Source organism: Pseudonocardia sp. C8, from assembly GCF_014267175.1.
Lineage (GTDB): Bacteria > Actinomycetota > Actinomycetes > Mycobacteriales > Pseudonocardiaceae > Pseudonocardia.
Genome location: NZ_JACMTR010000002.1, coordinates 4,386,476 through 4,405,251 on the forward strand (window position 1 = coordinate 4,386,476; position 18,776 = coordinate 4,405,251).

Here is an 18,776-nt window from a genome sequence, read left to right on the forward strand (position 1 = left end):
GGCTCTGGCCCTGCTAACCACTCACGGGCGCCTCGTGCGAGGACACCAGCGCGGCCAGCCGGTCCCCGATCGACGACGTGTTCCCGGTCGCCGAGTGGTCCCGGGTGGCGAGGTCGAACGCGACCGCCGCCTCGATCCGGCGGGCCGAGTCGCGGTGGCCCAGGTGGTCGAGCATCAGCGCCACGGACAGCACCGCGGCCGTCGGGTCCGCGATCCCCTGGCCCGCGATGTCCGGCGCCGAGCCGTGCACCGGCTCGAACATCGACGGGTTGGTCCGGCTCGCGTCGAGGTTGCCGCTGGCGGCGAGCCCGATGCCGCCGGTCACCGCGGCCGCGAGGTCGGTGAGGATGTCGCCGAACAGGTTGTCGGTGACGATCACGTCGTAGCGACCCGGGTCGGTGACCATGTGGATCGTGGTCGAGTCGACGTGCTGGTAGGCCACCGACACCTCGGGGTACTCCAGCGACACCTCCTCCACGATCCGCGACCACAGCGCGCCGGCGTAGCTCAGCACGTTGGTCTTGTGCACCAGGGTCAGGTGCTTGCGCGGGCGCCGCTGGGCGCGGGCGAACGCGTCGCGCACGACCCGCTCGATGCCGAACGCGGTGTTCTGGCTGACCTCGGTCGCGATCTCGTGCGGGGTGTCCTTGCGGAGCAGGCCGCCGGTGCCGACGTACGGCCCCTCGGTGCCCTCGCGGACCACCACCATGTCGATCTCCGGGTTGCCGGCCAGCGGGCCGCGCACGCCCGGGTACAGCCGGGCCGGGCGGAGGTTCACGTGATGGTCCAGCTCGAAGCGCAGCCGCAGCAGCAGGCCGCGCTCCAGGATGCCGCTGGGCACCGACGGGTCACCGACCGCTCCCAGCAGGATCGCGTCGTGCTGCTTGATCTCGGTCAGCACCGACTCGGGGAGCAGCTCTCCCGTGGAGTGCCAGCGGGAGGCGCCGAGGTCGTACTCCGTCGTCTCCACGTCGCCCGCGACCTCACCGAGGACCTTGAGTGCCTCAGTGATCACTTCCGGGCCGATGCCGTCACCAGGGATGACCGCAAGGCGCATGACCTCGTCCTCTCGTCGTACTGCAAGACCGCACGCTACCGCCTGCCGACGCAGGGTCATCGGCTGGCCACCTGGTGGGGCGTACTCGACCGGGTGAGAGCTGCGCCTCACCCGGTCGGCGCGCCGCCGTACCCAGGCCGGACGGGTCCGGCGTCCGGGCGCCGGGTTCCCCCGGCCGGTCGGCCGCCACCCGTTCGGGGGCCGCCGGGTCCGATGGCTCAGCCGTCGAACGAGATCAGCCGGACCGTCCGCGCCCCGACCGACGCCCCGATCGGCTCCAGCACCGCCGGGTCGATGCGCCGGTCCACCCGCAGCAGCATGATCGCATCGGTGCCGTCGGTGGTCTGCGAGATCTGCGCGGCCTCGATGTTCACCGCCGCCTCGCCGAGCAGCGAGCCGACCCGGCCCATGACACCCGGACGGTCGGCGTACTCCAGGAGCATGACCTCGCCCTCGGCCCGCAGGTCGAAGTGCCGGCCGTTGATCTCGACGAGCTTCTGCACCTCGGCCCGGCCGGTCAGCGTGCCGGAGACGGTGATCGACTCACCGTCCGGCATGGCGCCGCGCAGCTGCACGACGCTGCGGTGGTTCGCGCTCTCCGGGGTGGTCGTCAGGTCGACCGAGACCCCGCGCTCCTCGGCGAGCTGGGGCACGTTGACGAACGTCACCTGGTCCTCGACGACGTGGGTGAACACCCCGCGCAGGGCGGCCAGCGACAGCACCGACACGTCCTCGCCTGCCAGCTCGCCCGCCACGTCGACGGTGACCGAGCTCGGGGTGCGCCCCGCGACGGCGTGCAGCGTGGTGCCCAGCTTCTGCACCAGTGGCAGCCACGGCCGGACCTCCTCGCCGACCGCGCCGTGGGCCTGCACGTTGACCGCGTCCGGCACGAACTCGCCGGCCAGCGCCAGCTGCACCGACCGTGCGACGTCCGTCCCGGCCCGGTCCTGCGCCTCGGCGGTGGAGGCCCCCAGGTGCGGGGTGACGACGACGTTCTCCAGCTCGAACAGCGGGCTGGCGGTGGTCGGCTCGGTGACGTAGACGTCGATCCCGGCGCCGGCCACGTGCCCGGACCGGACGGCCTCCGCGAGCGCGACCTCGTCGATCAGGCCGCCACGGGCCGCGTTCACGATCAGGACGCCCGGCTTGGTGAGCGCGAGCTGGTCCTTGCCGATCAGGCCGACGGTCTCGGGCGACTTCGGCAGGTGGACCGTGATCATGTCGGCGGTCCGCAGCAGCTGCTCGAGCTCGACCAGCTCGATGCCGAGCTGGGCGGCGCGGGAGGGCGCGATGTACGGGTCGTAGGCGACCAGCTTCATGCCGAACGCGGCCAGCCGCTGCGCGACCAGCTGCCCGATCTTGCCGAGGCCGACGATGCCGGCGGTCTTGCCGTTCAGCTCCACGCCGCCGTACGCCGACCGCTTCCACTGGCCCTGGCGCAGCGACGCGTCCGCGGCCGGGATGCGCCGGGCGGCCGCCAGCAGCAGGGCGATCGCGTGCTCGGCGGCGGAGACGATGTTCGAGGTCGGCGCGTTGACCACCATCACGCCGCGGGCGGTCGCGGCCGGGACGTCGACGTTGTCCAGGCCGACACCGGCCCGGGCGACGACCTTCAGCCGGGTGGCGGCGGCGAACACCTCGGCGTCCACCTGGGTCGCGGAACGCACCAGCAGCGCGTCGGCGTCGGCGATCTCCGTCAGCAGCGCCTGCCGGTCGGTGCCGTCGACGTGGCGGATCTCGACGCCGTCGCCCAGCTGCTCCACCGCGGACGGCGCGAGCTTCTCGGCGAGCAGGACGACGGGACGAAGGGGGGTGGCGACTGTGCTCACGGTGTGAACGTGCTCCCGGGGCTCGGGTGGTGGTCGTACGGGGTCGGGACTGGCTCCATCCTAGAGCCAGCCGGTCGGTCGGCGGAGGCGTCGGCGTCGGCCGATGCCCCGTTACACGGGAAACCCCCGCCCGGTGTGCCGGTGCGGGGGTTCCACGTGTGCCTGCCCGAGTGGGTGCGCCCGGGTCAGACGTCCGCGGGCCGTCCGGCCCGCGAGCTCATCTTCCTACTTGGCCTTCTCGCCGACCCAGCTCATCAGACCGCGCAGCTTCTCGCCGACCTGCTCGATCGGGTGGTCCTGGCCCTGCTGCTGCAGCTTGGTGAAGTTCGGCCGGCCGGCCTCGTCCTCGGCGACCCACTCGCGGGCGAAGGTCCCGTCCTGGACCTCGGCGAGGATGGCCTTCATGTTCTCCTTCACCTCGGGGGTGATCACCCGCGGGCCGCGGGTGAGGTCGCCGTACTCGGCGGTGTCGGAGATCGAGAAACGCTCGTTGGCAATGCCGCCCTCGTACATGAGGTCGACGATCAGCTTGAGCTCGTGCAGGCACTCGAAGTAGGCGATCTCGGGGGCGTAGCCCGCCTCGGTCAGCACCTCGAAACCGGTCTGGACCAGCGCCGCGGCACCGCCGCAGAGCACGGCCTGCTCGCCGAACAGGTCGGTCTCGGTCTCCTCCTTGAAGGTGGTCTCGATGACGCCCGCGCGGGCGCCGCCGATCCCGGCCGCGTAGGAGAGGGCGAGCGCCTTGGCGTTGCCGGTGGCGTCCTGCTCGACGGCGATCAGGGCCGGGACGCCCTTGCCGTCGACGAACTGGCGGCGGACCAGGTGGCCCGGGCCCTTCGGGGCGACCATCGCGACGTCGACGTCGGCCGGCGGCTTGATCAGCTCGTAGCGGATGTTGAAGCCGTGGCCGAAGAACAGCGCGTCGCCGGCCTTCAGGTGCGGCGCGATGTCCTGCTCGTAGATCGCCCGCTGCTTGGTGTCCGGCGCGAGGACCATGATCAGGTCGGCCCAGGCGGAGGCCTCGGCCGGCGTGACGACCTCGAGGCCCTCGTCGGCAGCCTTCTGACGGGACTTGGACCCCTCCGGCAGACCGATCTTGACCTCGACCCCGGAGTCACGCAGGGACAGCGAGTGCGCGTGCCCCTGGGAGCCGTAGCCGATCACGGCGACCTTGCGGCCCTGGATGATCGACAGGTCGGCGTCGGCGTCGTAGTAGATGTTGACACTCATGACGGAAGGATTCGTTCCTCTCGGGGGTGTGCGTATCGAGGTCTGTCTAGCGGACGGCCGCGGCGGTGATGGAGCGGGGGCCGCGCCCGACGGCGACCATCCCCGACTGGACCATCTCGCGGATCCCGTACGGCTCGAGCATCCGCAGCAGGGCGTTCAGTTTGTCCGCGGTGCCGGTGGCCTCGATCGTGACGGCCTCCGGGGAGACGTCGACGACCTTGGCCCGGAACATCTGCACCGTCTCCAGCACCTGGCTGCGCACGGTGGCGTCGGCCCGGACCTTGACCAGCAGCAGCTCGCGCTGGACCGACGTCCCCGGCTCCAGCTCGACGATCTTGATCACGTTGATGAGCTTGTTGAGCTGCTTGGTGACCTGCTCCATCGGGAGCTCGTCGACCTCGACGACGATCGTCATGCGGGAGACGTCGGGGTGCTCGGTGGGCCCGACCGCCAGCGAGTTGATGTTGAATCCGCGGCGGGAGAACAGCCCGGCGACCCGGGCCAGGACACCCGGCTTGTCCTCGACCAGGACCGAGAGGGTGTGCAGCTCGCTCACTTGTCGCCCTCCAGGGCCTTCCCGGCGACGTTCGCGACGTCCTCCACGGACGCGGCCAGGTCGTCGTCGTCGTACTCGGGCCGGATGTCCCGGGCCACCTTGATCTCGTCGTTGCTGGTGCCGGCGGCGACCATCGGCCACACCTGGGCGTCTGCACCGACCACGAACTCGACCACGACCGGCCGGTCGTTGATCTCCATGGCCTGGTGGATGACCCGGTCGACGTCCTCCTTGGACTCGACCCGCAGCCCCACGCAGCCCATGGACTCGGCCAGCATCGGGAAGTCCGGGATGCGCAGCTTGTGCGTGTTGAGGTCGGTGTTGGAGTACCGCTCGCCGTAGAACAGGTTCTGCCACTGCCGGACCATCCCCAGGTTGCCGTTGTTGATCACGGCGACCTTGATCGGGATGCCCTCGATCGCGCAGGTGGCCAGCTCCTGGTTGGTCATCTGGAAGCAGCCGTCGCCGTCGATGCACCAGACGACGGTCTCCGGCTCGCCGACCTTGGCGCCCATCGCGGCCGGCACCGCGTAGCCCATCGTGCCGAGGCCGCCGGAGTTCAGCCAGGTGCGCGGCTTCTCGTACTTGACGAACTGTGCCGCCCACATCTGGTGCTGGCCGACGCCGGCGGCGTAGATCGCGTCCGGGCCGGCGATGGCGCCGATCCGCTCGATGACGTACTCCGGCGACAGCGAGCCGTCGGCCGGCTCGGTGTAGCCGAGCGGGTACCGGTCGCGCAGCCCGCCGACCTGCTTCCACCAGGCCGACAGGTCCGGCGCGCCCTGCTCGGCCCGGTCGGCCCGGACCGCCTCGATCAGCTCGGTGATGACCTCCTTGCAGTCACCGACGATCGGGACGTCCGCCCGCCGGTTCTTGGAGATCTCCGCCGGGTCGATGTCGGCGTGCACGATCTTCGCGTCCGGCGCGAAGCTCTCCAGCTTGCCGGTGACCCGGTCGTCGAACCGGGAGCCGAGCGCGACGAGCAGGTCGGAGCGCTGCATCGCCGCGACCGCCGCCACCGTCCCGTGCATGCCGGGCATGCCCAGGTGCTGCGGGTGGCTGTCCGGGAACACCCCGCGCGCCATCAGCGTGGTGACGACCGGTGCACCGGTCAGCTCGGCCAGCTCCCGCAGCTCCGCGGCCGCCTCCGCCTTGAGCACCCCGCCGCCGACGTAGAGCACCGGCTTGCGGGACTCGCGGATGAGCCGCGCGGCCTCCCGGATCTGCTTGCCGTGCGGCCGGGTCGTCGGCCGGTAGCCGGGCAGCTGCAGTGCCGGGGGCCAGGAGAACGTGGTCTGCTCCTGCAGCACGTCCTTCGGGATGTCCACCAGGACCGGCCCGGGCCGGCCGGTGGACGCCAGGTGGAACGCCTCGGCGATCGCCCGCGGGATCTCCGCCGGGTCGGTCACCAGCACGTTGTGCTTGGTCACCGGCATGGTGATGCCGGTGATGTCGGCTTCCTGGAAGGCGTCGGTGCCGATCAGCGCCCGGGTCTGCTGGCCGGTGATGGCCACGAGCGGCACCGAGTCCATGTGGGCGTCCGCGATCGGGGTGACCAGGTTCGTGGCCCCCGGCCCGGACGTCGCCATGCAGACCCCGACCTTGCCGGTGGCCTGCGCGTAGCCGGTGGCGGCGTGCCCGGCGCCCTGCTCGTGCCGGACGAGGATGTGCCGCACCTTCGTCGAGTCCAGCAGCGGGTCGTACGCCGGCAGGATGGTGCCGCCGGGAAGCCCGAAGACCACCTCGCAGCCGATCTCCTCGAGCGAGCGCACCAGGGACTGGGCGCCCGTCATGGGCTCGTCGACGATCCGCGGGCCCGGCACGGTCGCGTCGCCGCGGGGGGACTCGGTCCGCGGCGCCGCGGCCCGGCCCGGGGGCGGGCCCGGTTTCGGGCCGGTCGAGCCGGACTTGGAGGGGGCGGTGGTCATCTCGGTCTGCCTCGCTGGAGATCGTATTTGTCGATCAGAGCCTGTGCTGGACACAAAAAAGCCCCCGCCGCCCGGTGGGCTGGTGCGAGGGTGAGCGCGTCGTCGGGTGCGTTCGAGTACGTCGAACTCAGGCGGCGACGCGCCCGGGAAGTACGGTAATTCGAACGGCGAACATGGCGGCGACGCTAGCACGGATCCCACGCGCGGCGTCAATCGGCCCCGCGCATCCGGGCCGTGAACCGGCCGTCCGGCGGTGTCACACTGGGGACGTGAGCAGCACCGACGATCGCGAGGCCGACCACGTCACACGGGCGGGCGACCCCACCCCCGCACCCGCGCCGTCCCGCGATGTGGACCTCGGTGTCGCGGCCACGCCCCGGGTCCGGAACGAGGGCCGCCAGGTTCGCGAGGGCGCCCGCGCCCTCGTGTTCAAGCCGTCCCGGCTGACGATCGTGGTCGCGCTGGTCGCCGTCGTCGGCGGGCTGCCGCTGCTGTTCAGCGTGCCGTACTTCTGGCTGGCGCTGGTCGTCCCGGCCGGGATCGCGGTCTGGGTCCTGCGGACCCGGACGACCGTCGACCCCGACTCGCTCACCGTCCGGACCGTGACCGGGTCGCGGACCGTGCAGTGGGACGACGTCCGCGGGCTGCGGCTGGGGAAGCGGTCCTCGGTGAGCGCGGTGCTGGCCGACGACGCCGAGCTGACCCTGGCCGCGGTGAAGGTGCGGGACCTGCCGGCGCTGTCGCTCGCCAGCGCCGGCAGGGTCGCCGACCCGACCGGGGGCTGAACGCCACCGGCTCGCTCGCCGGACCGCGCCGCGGCGCCTCGGACCACGTCTCGCGACGGGGCCGCATCTCGTGGGCTCTGTCGCCGGGCTCGCAGACACTGTCGCCGGCTGCACGGGCCGGCGTCCCCGGTCCGGGCCCGGCGCCGCGGGGCGTACCGTTACGGGCGACCTGCACGCGCGCGGCCCGGGGCGCGGACCCGTCCCGCCGGCCGCCGCGCGCCGATCCCGGGCCGGCCCGCGCGCCCACCACCCCTGTGCCGCGCCCACCCGGCGTCACCGCGCGACCGGCCCCGGCCGTCCCCGACCCGACACCCGCTGGAGACCCGACCACATGCCCGCCCTGCGTTCCCGCGTCACCACCCACGGCCGCAACGCCGCCGGAGCGCGCTCGCTCTGGCGCGCCACCGGGATGGGCGACGACGACTTCGGCAAGCCGATCGTCGCCATCGCCAACTCCTACACCCAGTTCGTGCCCGGCCACGTGCACCTCAAGGACATGGGTGACCTCGTCGCCGGTGCGGTGAAGGAGGCCGGCGGGATCGCGCGGGAGTTCAACACGATCGCCGTCGACGACGGCATCGCCATGGGGCACGGCGGGATGCTCTACTCGCTGCCGTCGCGCGAGATCATCGCCGACGCCGTCGAGTACATGGTCAACGGGCACGCCGCGGACGCGCTGGTCTGCATCTCCAACTGCGACAAGATCACGCCCGGGATGCTGAACGCCGCGATGCGGCTCAACATCCCCACCGTCTTCGTGTCCGGCGGGCCGATGGAGGCCGGCAAGGCGGTCGTCGTCGGCGGGGTCGCGCAGGCACCCACCGACCTGATCACCGCGATCGCCGCGTCGGCGTCGTCCGAGGTGGACGACGCCGGCCTGACCGAGGTGGAGCGCTCCGCCTGCCCGACCTGCGGGTCGTGCTCGGGCATGTTCACCGCGAACTCGATGAACTGCCTGACCGAGGCGCTGGGGCTCTCGCTACCCGGCAACGGGTCCACTCTGGCCACCCACGCCGCGCGCCGCGAGCTGTTCCTGAACGCCGGCCGGACCGTGATGGACCTGGCCACCCGCTGGTACCGGGACGACGACGCGTCCGCGCTGCCGCGCAACATCGCGACCCGCGCGGCGTTCGAGAACGCGATGGCGCTCGACGTCGCGATGGGCGGCTCGACGAACACCGTGCTGCACATCCTGGCCGCCGCGCAGGAAGGCGAGATCGACTTCGACCTCGCCGCCATCGACGAGGTCTCGCGCCGGGTCCCGTGCCTGTCCAAGGTGGCCCCGAACTCCGACTACCACATGGAGGACGTCCACCGGGCCGGCGGCATCCCCGCCATCCTGGGCGAGCTGTGGCGCGGCGGGCTGCTCCACGAGGACGTCCACAGTGTCCACTCGCCGTCGCTGGCGCAGTGGCTCTCCGAGTGGGACGTCCGCGCGGAGAACCCGTCCGGGACGGCGATCGAGCTCTACCACGCGGCGCCGGGCGGGGTCCGGACCACCGAGGCGTTCTCGACCGAGAACCGCTGGTCCTCCCTGGACCTCGACGCGGCCGGCGGGTGCATCCGCGACGTCGAGCACGCCTACTCCGCCGACGGCGGACTCGCCGTGCTGCGCGGCAACCTGGCCGTCGACGGCGCGGTCATCAAGACCGCCGGGATCCCGGAGGACATCTGGCAGTTCGAGGGCCCGGCCGTCGTCCTGGAGAGCCAGGAGGAGGCGGTCTCGGCGATCCTCAACAAGGAGATCACGCCCGGCGACGTGCTCGTCATCCGCTACGAGGGCCCGTCCGGCGGGCCGGGGATGCAGGAGATGCTGCACCCGACCGCGTTCCTCAAGGGAGCGGGCCTCGGCAAGGTGTGCGCGCTGATCACCGACGGCCGGTTCTCCGGCGGGTCGTCCGGCATCTCGGTCGGCCACATCTCGCCCGAGGCGGCCGACGGCGGGACGATCGGCCTGGTCGAGAACGGCGACCGGATCCGGCTCGACGTCCGCGCCCGCTCGCTGGAGCTGCTGGTCGACGACGCCGTGCTCGCCGACCGCCGCGCCAAGATGGAGGCGAGCGAGCGGCCGTGGCAGCCGAAGGACCGACAGCGCCCGGTGAGCAAGGCGCTGCGGGCCTACGCGCACCTGGCGACGAGCGCCGACACGGGGGCGGTCCGGCGCGTTCCCTAGGGTGGCCGCCATGGCCCTCGGAACCAGGACGCTCGGCTCGCTGACCGTCTCCGCGCAGGGACTCGGCTGCATGGGCATGAGCCAGAGCTACGGCGCCGGCGACGAGGCCGAGTCGATCGCGACGATCCACCGCGCGCTCGACCTCGGCGTCACCCTGCTCGATACCGCGAACGTCTACGGCGACGGCGCCAACGAGGAGCTCGTCGGGCGCGCGATCGCCGGCCGCCGGGACCGGGTGGTGCTCGCGACCAAGTTCGGGATCGTGCGTGACGCGTCGGGGGCCCAGGCCGCGCAGGGTGACCCCGCGTACGTGCGACGGTGCGTCGAGGAATCGCTGCGCCGCCTCGGCGTCGACCACATCGATCTCTACTACCAGCACCGGGTCGACCCGGACACGCCGATCGAGGAGACCGTCGGCGCGCTCGTCGAGCTGATCGAGGCCGGCACGATCCGGCACTACGGCCTGTCCGAGTGCAGCGCCGAGACCGTCCGCCGGGCGCACGCCGTGCACCCGCCCGCGGCGGTCCAGTCGGAGTGGTCCCTGTGGACGCGGGGCATCGAGGAGTCGGTCGCGCCGGTGTGTGCCGAGCTCGGCGTCGGGATCGTGCCGTTCTCGCCGCTCGGCCGCGGCTTCCTCACCGGCGCGATCACCTCGACCGGCCAGCTCGCCGAGGGCGACATGCGCCGCGGCCTGCCCCGGTTCAGCGACCAGAACCTGACCGCGAACCTGGCCATCGTCGAGGCGCTCACGGTGATCGCCGCGCGCCGGGGCGTGACGCCCGGCCGGCTCGCGCTGGCCTGGGTGCAGGGCCGGGGCGAGCACGTCGTCCCGATCCCGGGGACGAAGCGGCGCCGCTACCTGGAGGAGAACGTCGAGGCCGCGTCGCTGGAGCTCTCGGCCGGGGAGCTGGCGGAGATCGAGTCCGCGGCCGCGACCGTCGCCGGGGAGCGGTACCCGGCGCACCTGCAACGCAACGTCGGGCGCTGATCCCGGCCGGCGGTCAGCGGCGGGCGCTCGCGAGCAGATCGCCCAGCTCGTCGACCGCGGCCGCCGCCACCCGCACCATCGACGCGACCCGGTCCGGCCCCTGGTGGTCGGCCGCGAACGGCAGGTACTGGACGTGCGCCTGCGCCCGCGCCCACACCGCCTCGACCGCGACCATCGCGGGCGGGTCGGGGGCGCCGAGCGCCTCGTGCAGCGTGTCCCGGTACAGCGCCGGGACCGCTGCCGGTGCGGCGTCCGCGGGGCCGTCGTCCGGCGGTGCGGTGAGGACGACCGTGTCCAGCGACCCGGCGGCGACGCGCGCGTTCCCCCAGTCCAGCAGCAGCGCGCCGCCCGGTCCGGTGTGGATGTTGGCGCGGTGCGCGTCGCCGTGGCACAGGGTGCGCGGCAGCACCCGCAGCGCCAGCCCGACGCGGTCGTCGCGGGCCCAGGCGCGGACGGCCGCGTCCGCGTCGAGGTAGGCCCGCGCCCCGGTCCGGTCGGCCGCCGACCGCAGCCGTTCGGAGGCCAGCCCGCACAGCCGTTCCCACCAGCCGGCGTCGACGACCGGCACCCCGCGCGGGCGGTTCCGCCGCCAGTGCGCGTGGACCAGGGCCAGGGTCCGCCAGACGTCGTCCGGGACCGGGGCGCCGGCCGGCAGCGGGCCACCCGGCTCGTGCGCGAGCAGCACCCACCCGTCGCCGTGGGCGAGCATGCGGGGCAGCCGGACCGGGCCGTTCACCACCGCGACGGCCCGCAGCGCGGCGGCCTCGACCGGCCCGCCGTGCTTGAGGACGACGGCCGTGCCGTCGTCCAGGTCGATCCGCTCGGCGCCCCCGGAGGCGTAGCCCCCGCCCAGCGGCGTGCGGGCCGCCACCCGCACCTCGCGGCGCAGCCGCCGCGCGAGCGGGCGCAGCCAGGCGTCGTCGCCGCTCACGTGCGCAGCACGAACAGGACCAGCAGTGCCACGCCCACCGCGACGACCAGGCAGAGCACCGACCACGGCAGCGGGCGGCGCTGGTAGGTACGGCCGGCGTCGAGCGCGATCCGCCCCGCCCCCGCGAACAGCAACGCGGCGGCGCCCGCGCCGAGCAGCAGGTGCAGCTCGAGCGAGTTCGGGCCGTCCGCGGCGAACAGCGGGACGGCCGGCACCCCGCCCGGGCCGAGCGACAGAACGATCGCGACGAGCTTGACGGCGAGCAGGCCCGCCGCGGCGAACGGCGTCAGCAGGCCGAGCACGAGCAGCGCGCCCAGTGCGAGCTCGCCGACCCCGAGCAGCCACGCCAGCGGGCCCGCGAACGTCGTGAACCCCAGCCCGTCCAGGGCGGCCGCGGTGCCGGCCGGACCGAGCCCGCCGAGCAACCCGAACACCTTCTGCGCGCCGTGCGCGGCGAAGATCCCGCCGACGACGACGCGCAGGATCAGCAGCCCGATGTCCGACGACACGTGGGCGGGCACCGGCATGCGCTCCGGCCGGGTCCGCTCCCGCGGTTCGTCGCCGGAGATGCTGCCCCAGTCGTAGTGCTCGGTGGGCCCGCTCATACCCCTGGACCCTACCGGCGTTCAGCCCGGCGACCTGGGGGTTTCCCCCGGCGAGTCCCCTAGTAGGCCCCGGTGACGAGGTTCGGGGGCCGTTCCCCGCGGGCGAACACAGCCAGCTGCTCGGCGGCCACCCCGTACGCGCGGCGCATCGCCAGCGGCACGCTCCCGCCGACGTGCGGGGTCAGCAGCAGGCCCGGTGCGGAGAACAGCGGATGTCCCTCGGGCAGCGGCTCCGGGTCGGTGACGTCGACGGCCGCGCGGATCCGGCCGGACTGCAGCTCCGCGAGCAGCGCGTCGGTGTCGCAGACCGGGCCGCGGGCCCCGTTGACCAGCAGCGCGCCGTCCGGCATGGCGGCCAGGAACTCGGCGTCGATCATGCCCCGGGTCTCGTCGGTCAGCGGGACGACGACCACGGTGGCGTCGTGCTCGCCGAGCAGCCGGGGCAGCTCGTCCCAGCCGTGCACGCCGTCGCGGGCGGTGCGGCCGACCATCGTGACCTCGACGTCGAACGGGGCGAGCCGGGCCCGGGTCTTCTCCCCGACGTCGCCGGCCCCGACCAGGAGGATCCGCTTCCCGGCGAGCTCCTCGGTCTGGTGGTAGTCCCAGACGCCGCGGTCCTGGGCGCGGACGAACCGGTCCAGGTGCCTGTAGACGGCCAGCAGCACCGATACCACCCACTCGGCGGTGGCGCCGCCGTGGGCACCACGGCCGTCGGAGAGGGCGATGCCGTCGCGCAGCCGCCCGATCCACGCCTCGGCCCCGGCGGTGAGCAGCTGCACGATCTCCAGCTGCGGCATCGTCGTGGTCAGCTCCACCGCATCCGAGCTCGCGAGGAACGGGGCGACCAGGGCCCGGGCGGTGGCGGCCTCGTCGGGCAGCGGCTTCTCCGGGTCGTAGACGACCGGATGCAGGCCGTCCACCTCGGACAGGATCTCGGCTCCTTGGGCGTGCGGCACCAGAACGGTCACAGGGCTCATGTCCCGCGACCGTACTCACCTGCCGCTCACGCCGGGCCGCCTAGCGTGGCCGGTGTGACCGCCCGCCTGACGCTGCTGGTCGCGGCGCTGCTCGCGTCGCTGGTGCTCGTGTCCGGCTGTGCGACGTTCCCCGACCAGGGTGCGCGGGAGTGGCGGCCGAAGGCCGAGGGCGAGGGCGAGCTGGGCGGGCCGCCGGAGCTGGCGCCGACCGAGGAGCCACCGTCGTCCGGCCCGGCGCCGCCCCAGCAGCCCGGGGCGCAGCCGCCGCCCGGGCCCTGCGAGGACCCCGACCCGCAGGTCGTCGCGGCCTGCCTCGGTCCCGTCGGCGCCGTCGCCGTACTGCCGCCCGGGGATCGGGCCCTCGTCGCCGAGCGCCGCACGGGCCGGGTGCTGCAGGTCCGGAAAGGCGCCGACCCGGCGCCGGTGGCGACCGTCCCGGTCGATCCCGCCACCGGGATCAGCGGTCTGGTGCTCTCCCCCGGGTACGCCGAGGACCGCCTCGTCTACGTGCTCGCCGGCACGCCGTCGGGGGGCCAGGTGCTGCGGATCGCGCCGGGGGAACCGCCGAAGCCGGTGCTCACCGGGCTGCCGAACGGCGGGGGCGCGCTCGCCGTCGACGGGTCGGCGCTGGTCGTCGCCACCGGTGCGGGCGCCGGCCCGCTGGCCGGCGCGGTGCTGCGGATCGACACGCTCGGGCGCCCTGCGCCCGGCAACCCGGACCCGGCGTCGCCGGTGCTGGCCCGGGGGCTGGCCGCGCCGGGCGGGGTGTGCGTCGACCCGGCCGCGCGGACGACCTGGGTGACCGACCGGACGCCGGGGCGCGACGTCCTGTACCGGGTCTCCCCCGGCCGGCTCGGCGCACCGGCGTGGACGTGGCCGGACCGCCCCGGTGTCGCCGGGTGCACCGTCCTGCCGGGGACCCTCGTCGTCGCCCAGCGGACCGCCGGGGCGCTGTTCGTGCTGACCCCGGGCCAGGACGGCACCTTCACCGGCGACCCGATGCCGGTGCTGCAAGGCGTCTACGGGTCGATCGGCCCGGTCGCCGTCGCCCCGGACGGGCTGCTGTGGCTGGGCACGGTCAACCGCGACGGCGCCGCGCCCGGCCGCACGGACGACCGCGTGGTGCGGATCCAGCCGCCTGCGGGGGGCGGGGAGTCGGCGGCGTAGCCGCCCGTGAGTACTTAGGCGGGCTCTGACCCTCGGAACCACTCACGGGCGACGCAGTCGCTGCACGGCCTCAGCTGCCCCGTCCACCCTCGCCGATGCAGGACGGCAGCGATGTCCCAGGCTGCAGCGCACGGATCCGACGCCAGATCGCGCCAGCCGAACACGAGCCGGGACCGGCCACGGAGCTCTGCCGCGTTGTCCCGGCGCCGGTCCCGGAAGGCCACGTCGGCACGCAGATGGGTGCGGCCGTCGAGTCTGACGGTGAGTGCACATCCGCTGTCGTCGTACGTGACGTCCTCCCAGCAGGTGATCCCGTCCACCGAGAACGGTGTCTGTCTCCGGCCCACCGGCAGACCGTGCGCCTGCTCCACCGCCGTCAGATAGAGGTCCTCCAGTGCCGACTGCACTCCGTCGCGCACCGTCCGGATCGCGGATTCCATTGCGCGGCGGTACCGGCGAGGTGGACGTTCGACGAGGCGTTGCTCGACCTCGAGCGGCGACACCCGCCCGCCGGTGAGCAAGGACAGGAGCACGCCGCGCGCTTCGCGTGCAGACGGTTCCTCGACGGCGAGATCGATCGCCGTGTCCGCCCGAGAGGTCCGCGGCGGGTGCGTCTTGACGGCGATGTGCCGGTGGGCGCGGGAACGGTGAACCACGATCTCGGGTTGGCAGACGGCCGACGAGGTGTAGGGCACCGTGAGGTGGACCGGCCCCGCCACCACGGGAACCAGCCCCCACTCCTCGGCCGCGGTCCGGTGACTCAGCACGGCGACGGGGCCGCCGTAGAGGAGTGCCCCGGCAATGAGCGACTCGCGAGGCAGCGGACCGGTGAAGGTCGCGTACACCGCACGGACGAATCCGTTCCAGCGGCCGGCCGCCACCTGGGCCAGCACGTCGTCCTTCGTCAGCCCGAGGGTTCGGAGCTGCTCGATGTGCACCATCCCGGCCTGGGCAAGCAGCAGGTGACGCCACTCGCCGTCGCGGCCGCCGTCGCGGACGGCTCGGGGGACGACGGGCCGATTCGTTCGCATGGGAAGACTGTGCGACCGGATCGGCCCGTCGGACCCCGCGACTTCGCAGCCTGTGGATAGGTCTTCGCCCTGTGAGTGGTTAGGAGGGTCCAGGCCCTCCTAACCACTCACGGGCGCGCAGCGCTCGATCACCAGCTCCCGCACCCGCTTGGCGTCGGCCTGCCCGCGGGTGGCCTTCATGACCGCCCCGACGATCGCGCCGGCCGCCTGGACCTTCCCGCCGCGGATCTTCTCCACGACGTCGGGCTGCTCGGCCAGGGCCGCGTCGACGGCGGCGACCAGCTCACCCTCGTCGGAGACGACCTTCAGGCCGCGGGCGGCGACCACCTCGTCCGGGGAGCCCTCGCCGGCGAGCACGCCGTCGACGACCTGCCGGGCGAGCTTATTCGTCAGCTCCCCGGCCGAGACCAGCTCGATCACCCGCGCGACCTGCTCCGGGGTGATCGGCAGGTCGGCCGGCTCGATCTCGCGGGCGTTGGCCTGCTGGGCCAGGTAGGAGACCCACCAGGACCGGGCCTCCTGGGACGGCGCCCCGGCCGCGACGGTCGCCTCGACCAGGTCGAGCGCGCCCGCGTTGACCAGGTCGCGGATCTCCTCGTCGGACACGCCCCACTCGGCCTGGATCCGGCGGCGCCGCTCCCACGGCAGCTCCGGCAGGGTGCCGCGCAGCTGCTCGATCCACTCGCTCGACGGGGCGATCGGGACCAGGTCGGGCTCCGGGAAGTACCGGTAGTCCTCCGAGGTCTCCTTGCGGCGCCCGGCGCGGGTGTGCCCGGTCTGCTCGTCGAAGTGCCGGGTTTCCTGCACGATCTCGCCGCCGGCGTCGAGCACGGCGGCCTGCCGGCTCATCTCGTGCCGGACCGCACGCTCCACCGACCGCAGCGAGTTGACGTTCTTCGTCTCGGTGCGGGTGCCCAGCAGGCCGGACCCGCGCGGCGACAGCGAGAGGTTCACGTCGGCGCGCATCGAACCCTGGTCCATCCGGACGTCCGAGACGCCCAGGGACTTCATCAGGTCACGCAGCGCGGTGACGTAGGCGCGGGCGACCTCGGGCGCGCGGGCGCCGGTGTCGGGGATCATCTTCGTGACGATCTCGATCAGCGGGACGCCGGCCCGGTTGTAGTCGAGCAGCGAGTGGTCGGCACCGTGGATCCGGCCGTCGGCGCCGCCGACGTGCAGCGACTTGCCGGTGTCCTCCTCCATGTGCGCGCGCTCGATCCCGATCCGGACGACCTCGCCGTCGTCGAGGGTCAGGTCCAGGAACCCGTCGGTGGCGATCGGCTCGTCGTACTGCGAGGTCTGGAAGTTCTTCGGCATGTCCGGGTAGAAGTAGTTCTTCCGGGCGAACCGGCCCCACGGGGCGATCTCGCAGTTCAGGGCCAGCCCGATCCGGATCGCGGACTCCACCGCGGCCCGGTTGACGACCGGCAGCGCCCCGGGCAGCCCCAGGCACACCGGGCAGACCTGGGTGTTGGGCTCGGCGCCGAACCCGGTCGGGCAGCCGCAGAACATCTTGGTGGTCGTGGACAGCTCCACGTGCACCTCGATGCCCATCACCGGATCGAAGCGGGCGACGACGTCGTCGAAGTCGACGAGCTCGACAGCCGCGGTCATGCGGACACCTCCGGAACCCGGGCGATCAGCGGTCCGCCCTCGTCGGCGTCGCGGGCGGCCTCGAAGGCGGCCCCGACGCGGTACATGACGGCCTCGCCCAGCGCGGGCGCCATCACCTGCAGCCCGACCGGCAGCCCGTCGGCCAGGCCGGACGGCACCGACATGCCGGTGACCCCGGCGAGGTTGGTGGGGATCGTGGCCAGGTCGTTGAGGTACATGGCCAGCGGGTCGTCGACCTTGTCCCCGATCGGGAACGGCACCGTCGGGGTGGTCGGCGACACCAGGACGTCGGCCTGCTCGAACGCCTTCGCGAAGTCCCGGCTGATCAGCGTGCGGACCTTCTGCGCCTGGCCGTAGTAGGCGTCGTAGTAGCCGCTCGACAGCGCGTAGGTGCCGAGCATGATCCGGCGCTTGGCCTCGGCGCCGAAGCCCTGCTCGCGGGTGTTCGCCATGACCTCCTCGGCGCTGCGGCCCTCGGCGGCGCGCAGGCCGTAGCGCATGGCGTCGAACCGGGCCAGGTTCGACGACACCTCGCTCGGCAGGATCAGGTAGTAGGCGGCCAGCCCGTACTCGAAGTGCGGGCAGCTCACCTCGACCATCTCGGCGCCGAGCTTCTCCAGCAGCCGCAGCGACGCCTCGTACGCGGCGCGCACGCCCGGCTGGTAGCCCTCACCGCCCAGCTCCCGGACGACGCCCACGCGCAGCCCGGACAGGTCCCCGCGCGCACCGCTGCGGGCGGCCGCGACGACGTCGGGCACCGGGCGGTCGATCGACGTCGAGTCCCGCGGGTCGTGCCCGGCGATCACCTCGTGCAGCAGCGCCGCGTCCAGCACGGTGCGCGCGCACGGGCCGGCCTGGTCCAGCGACGACGCGCAGGCGACCAGGCCGTAGCGGGAGACCCCGCCGTAGGTGGGCTTGACGCCGACGGTGCCGGTGAAGGCGGCCGGCTGGCGGATCGAGCCGCCGGTGTCGGTGCCGATCGCCAGCGGCGCCTCGTAGGCGGCCAGCGCGGCCGCCGACCCGCCGCCGGACCCGCCGGGGACCCGCGTGGTGTCCCACGGGTTGCGGGTGACGCCGTACGCCGAGTGCTCGGTCGACGAGCCCATCGCGAACTCGTCCATGTTCGTCTTCCCGAGGACGGTGACCCCGGCCGCGCGCAGCCGCTCGGTCACGGTCGCGTCGTACGGCGGCTGCCAGCCCTCGAGGATCTTCGACCCGCAGGTGGTGGGCATGTCCGAGGTGGTGAACACGTCCTTGAGCGCCAGCGGCACCCCGGCCAGCGGCGACGCCGGCGCGGCACCACGGGCGAGCGCGGCGTCGACCCGCTCGGCGGAGGCCAGCGCGGCCTCGCTGCCGATGTGCAGGAAGGCATGCACCCGGCCGTCGACGGCGGCGATCCGGTCCAGGTGGGCCTGCGCGGCCTCGACCGCGGAGACCTCCCGCGAGTGGATCTTCTCGGCGAGCTCGGCTGCGGTGAGGCGGATCAGCTCGCTCACTGCTCCTCCCCCAGGATCCGCGGCACCATGAAGCGGCCGTCCTCGGCGGCGGGCGCGCCGGCGAGTGCCTGCTCCTGGCTCAGGCCGGGGCGGTGCTCGTCGGGCCGGAAGACGTTCTCCAGCGGGACGGCGTGCGAGGTCGGCGGGATGTCGTCGGCGGCGACCTCCCCGACCCGGGCCACCGCCCCGATGATCACGTCGAGCTGGCCGGCGAACACGTCCAGCTCCTCCTCGGTGACGGCCAGGCGGGCCAGCCGGGCGAGGTGCGCGACCTCGTCACGGGTGATGGCCCCGCCCGGAGCGGGGGAATCGGCGGTCATGCCCCTCCTCGGGATGATTCGGAAGTCGCGCCCGGGGCCGTCCGCGGCCCCGGCTGCCCGGTCGTTCCGGGCCGGAGCCGCGACGGCGG

Annotated in this window: 16 protein-coding genes; 4 read left to right on the forward strand and 12 right to left on the reverse strand. The window is 73.6% G+C overall.

The window, feature by feature from the left end:
- Positions 1-13 precede the first annotated feature (13 nt).
- From H7X46_RS20895 to H7X46_RS20915, 5 genes are all read right to left on the reverse strand, one after another.
- Positions 14-1,057: a 3-isopropylmalate dehydrogenase gene (locus H7X46_RS20895; protein WP_186361009.1), complete on the reverse strand. Its 1,044-nt coding sequence runs from the start codon at positions 1,055-1,057 to the stop codon at positions 14-16.
- Positions 1,058-1,275: 218 nt separating this feature from the next.
- Positions 1,276-2,886, reverse strand: coding sequence for a phosphoglycerate dehydrogenase (gene serA / locus H7X46_RS20900; RefSeq protein ID WP_186361010.1), 1,611 nt, complete (start codon positions 2,884-2,886; stop codon positions 1,276-1,278).
- Positions 2,887-3,111: 225 nt separating this feature from the next.
- Complete coding sequence (gene ilvC, locus H7X46_RS20905; protein WP_186361011.1) at positions 3,112-4,116, reverse strand: ketol-acid reductoisomerase; 1,005 nt, start codon at positions 4,114-4,116, stop codon at positions 3,112-3,114.
- 46 nt (positions 4,117-4,162) lie between these two features.
- Positions 4,163-4,672, reverse strand: a complete 510-nt coding sequence (gene ilvN / locus H7X46_RS20910; RefSeq protein WP_186361012.1) for an acetolactate synthase small subunit — start codon at positions 4,670-4,672, stop codon at positions 4,163-4,165.
- Positions 4,669-6,600 (reverse strand): acetolactate synthase large subunit, encoded by a 1,932-nt coding sequence (locus tag H7X46_RS20915; RefSeq protein ID WP_186361013.1) that lies wholly within the window; start codon positions 6,598-6,600, stop codon positions 4,669-4,671. The genes ilvN and H7X46_RS20915 overlap by 4 nt, the downstream gene beginning before the upstream one ends.
- Before the next feature lie 269 nt (positions 6,601-6,869).
- Here H7X46_RS20915 and H7X46_RS20920 point away from each other — a divergent pair, with 269 nt between their 5' ends.
- The 3 genes from H7X46_RS20920 (at position 6,870) to H7X46_RS20930 (ending at position 10,546) form a co-directional block, all read left to right on the forward strand.
- Positions 6,870-7,385: a PH domain-containing protein gene (locus H7X46_RS20920; RefSeq protein WP_186361014.1), complete on the forward strand. Its 516-nt coding sequence runs from the start codon at positions 6,870-6,872 to the stop codon at positions 7,383-7,385.
- Positions 7,386-7,716: 331 nt separating this feature from the next.
- Complete coding sequence (gene ilvD / locus H7X46_RS20925; protein WP_186361015.1) at positions 7,717-9,558, forward strand: dihydroxy-acid dehydratase; 1,842 nt, start codon at positions 7,717-7,719, stop codon at positions 9,556-9,558.
- A gap of 10 nt (positions 9,559-9,568) precedes the next feature.
- A complete protein-coding gene (locus H7X46_RS20930) occupies positions 9,569-10,546 on the forward strand; it encodes an aldo/keto reductase (protein WP_186361016.1) in 978 nt (325 codons plus the stop codon).
- A gap of 13 nt (positions 10,547-10,559) precedes the next feature.
- On the opposite strand, the gene H7X46_RS20935 is transcribed toward H7X46_RS20930, so the two are convergent.
- The 3 genes from H7X46_RS20935 to H7X46_RS20945 are packed head-to-tail and all read right to left on the reverse strand — an operon-like array spanning position 10,560 to position 13,059.
- A complete protein-coding gene (locus H7X46_RS20935) occupies positions 10,560-11,477 on the reverse strand; it encodes a phosphotransferase (RefSeq protein ID WP_186361017.1) in 918 nt (305 codons plus the stop codon).
- The gene (locus H7X46_RS20940) at positions 11,474-12,082 is read right to left on the reverse strand and encodes a DoxX family protein (protein ID WP_186361018.1); all 609 of its coding nucleotides are present in this window, start codon (positions 12,080-12,082) and stop codon (positions 11,474-11,476) included. Before H7X46_RS20940 ends, H7X46_RS20935 begins: the two co-directional genes overlap by 4 nt.
- A gap of 59 nt (positions 12,083-12,141) precedes the next feature.
- Entirely contained in the window at positions 12,142-13,059 is a 918-nt protein-coding gene (locus H7X46_RS20945; protein ID WP_186361019.1) for a 2-hydroxyacid dehydrogenase, read from the reverse strand.
- 54 nt (positions 13,060-13,113) lie between these two features.
- Here H7X46_RS20945 and H7X46_RS20950 point away from each other — a divergent pair, with 54 nt between their 5' ends.
- Complete coding sequence (locus H7X46_RS20950; protein WP_370588884.1) at positions 13,114-14,226, forward strand: sorbosone dehydrogenase family protein; 1,113 nt, start codon at positions 13,114-13,116, stop codon at positions 14,224-14,226.
- 14 nt (positions 14,227-14,240) lie between these two features.
- On the opposite strand, the gene H7X46_RS20955 is transcribed toward H7X46_RS20950, so the two are convergent.
- From H7X46_RS20955 to gatC, 4 genes are all read right to left on the reverse strand, one after another.
- Positions 14,241-15,257: a hypothetical protein gene (locus H7X46_RS20955; protein ID WP_186361021.1), complete on the reverse strand. Its 1,017-nt coding sequence runs from the start codon at positions 15,255-15,257 to the stop codon at positions 14,241-14,243.
- A 99-nt stretch (positions 15,258-15,356) separates the two neighbouring features.
- The gene (gatB, locus tag H7X46_RS20960; protein WP_186361022.1) at positions 15,357-16,871 is read right to left on the reverse strand and encodes an Asp-tRNA(Asn)/Glu-tRNA(Gln) amidotransferase subunit GatB; all 1,515 of its coding nucleotides are present in this window, start codon (positions 16,869-16,871) and stop codon (positions 15,357-15,359) included.
- Positions 16,868-18,367: an Asp-tRNA(Asn)/Glu-tRNA(Gln) amidotransferase subunit GatA gene (gene gatA / locus H7X46_RS20965; RefSeq protein WP_186361023.1), complete on the reverse strand. Its 1,500-nt coding sequence runs from the start codon at positions 18,365-18,367 to the stop codon at positions 16,868-16,870. The genes gatB and gatA overlap by 4 nt, the downstream gene beginning before the upstream one ends.
- Positions 18,364-18,687: an Asp-tRNA(Asn)/Glu-tRNA(Gln) amidotransferase subunit GatC gene (gene gatC, locus H7X46_RS20970; RefSeq protein WP_186361024.1), complete on the reverse strand. Its 324-nt coding sequence runs from the start codon at positions 18,685-18,687 to the stop codon at positions 18,364-18,366. The genes gatA and gatC overlap by 4 nt, the downstream gene beginning before the upstream one ends.
- Positions 18,688-18,776 lie beyond the last annotated feature (89 nt).

Coding starts and splice junctions, on each gene's coding strand:
- gatB (WP_186361022.1), bottom strand. CDS start 16,871: ATGACCGCGGCTGTCGAGCTCGTCGACTTCGACGACGTCGTCGCCCGC.
- gatC (WP_186361024.1), bottom strand. CDS start 18,687: ATGACCGCCGATTCCCCCGCTCCGGGCGGGGCCATCACCCGTGACGAG.
- H7X46_RS20895 (WP_186361009.1), bottom strand. CDS start 1,057: ATGCGCCTTGCGGTCATCCCTGGTGACGGCATCGGCCCGGAAGTGATC.
- H7X46_RS20955 (WP_186361021.1), bottom strand. CDS start 15,257: ATGCGAACGAATCGGCCCGTCGTCCCCCGAGCCGTCCGCGACGGCGGC.
- ilvC (WP_186361011.1), bottom strand. CDS start 4,116: ATGAGTGTCAACATCTACTACGACGCCGACGCCGACCTGTCGATCATC.
- H7X46_RS20915 (WP_186361013.1), bottom strand. CDS start 6,600: ATGACCACCGCCCCCTCCAAGTCCGGCTCGACCGGCCCGAAACCGGGC.
- H7X46_RS20940 (WP_186361018.1), bottom strand. CDS start 12,082: ATGAGCGGGCCCACCGAGCACTACGACTGGGGCAGCATCTCCGGCGAC.
- H7X46_RS20930 (WP_186361016.1), top strand. CDS start 9,569: ATGGCCCTCGGAACCAGGACGCTCGGCTCGCTGACCGTCTCCGCGCAG.
- ilvD (WP_186361015.1), top strand. CDS start 7,717: ATGCCCGCCCTGCGTTCCCGCGTCACCACCCACGGCCGCAACGCCGCC.
- H7X46_RS20945 (WP_186361019.1), bottom strand. CDS start 13,059: ATGAGCCCTGTGACCGTTCTGGTGCCGCACGCCCAAGGAGCCGAGATC.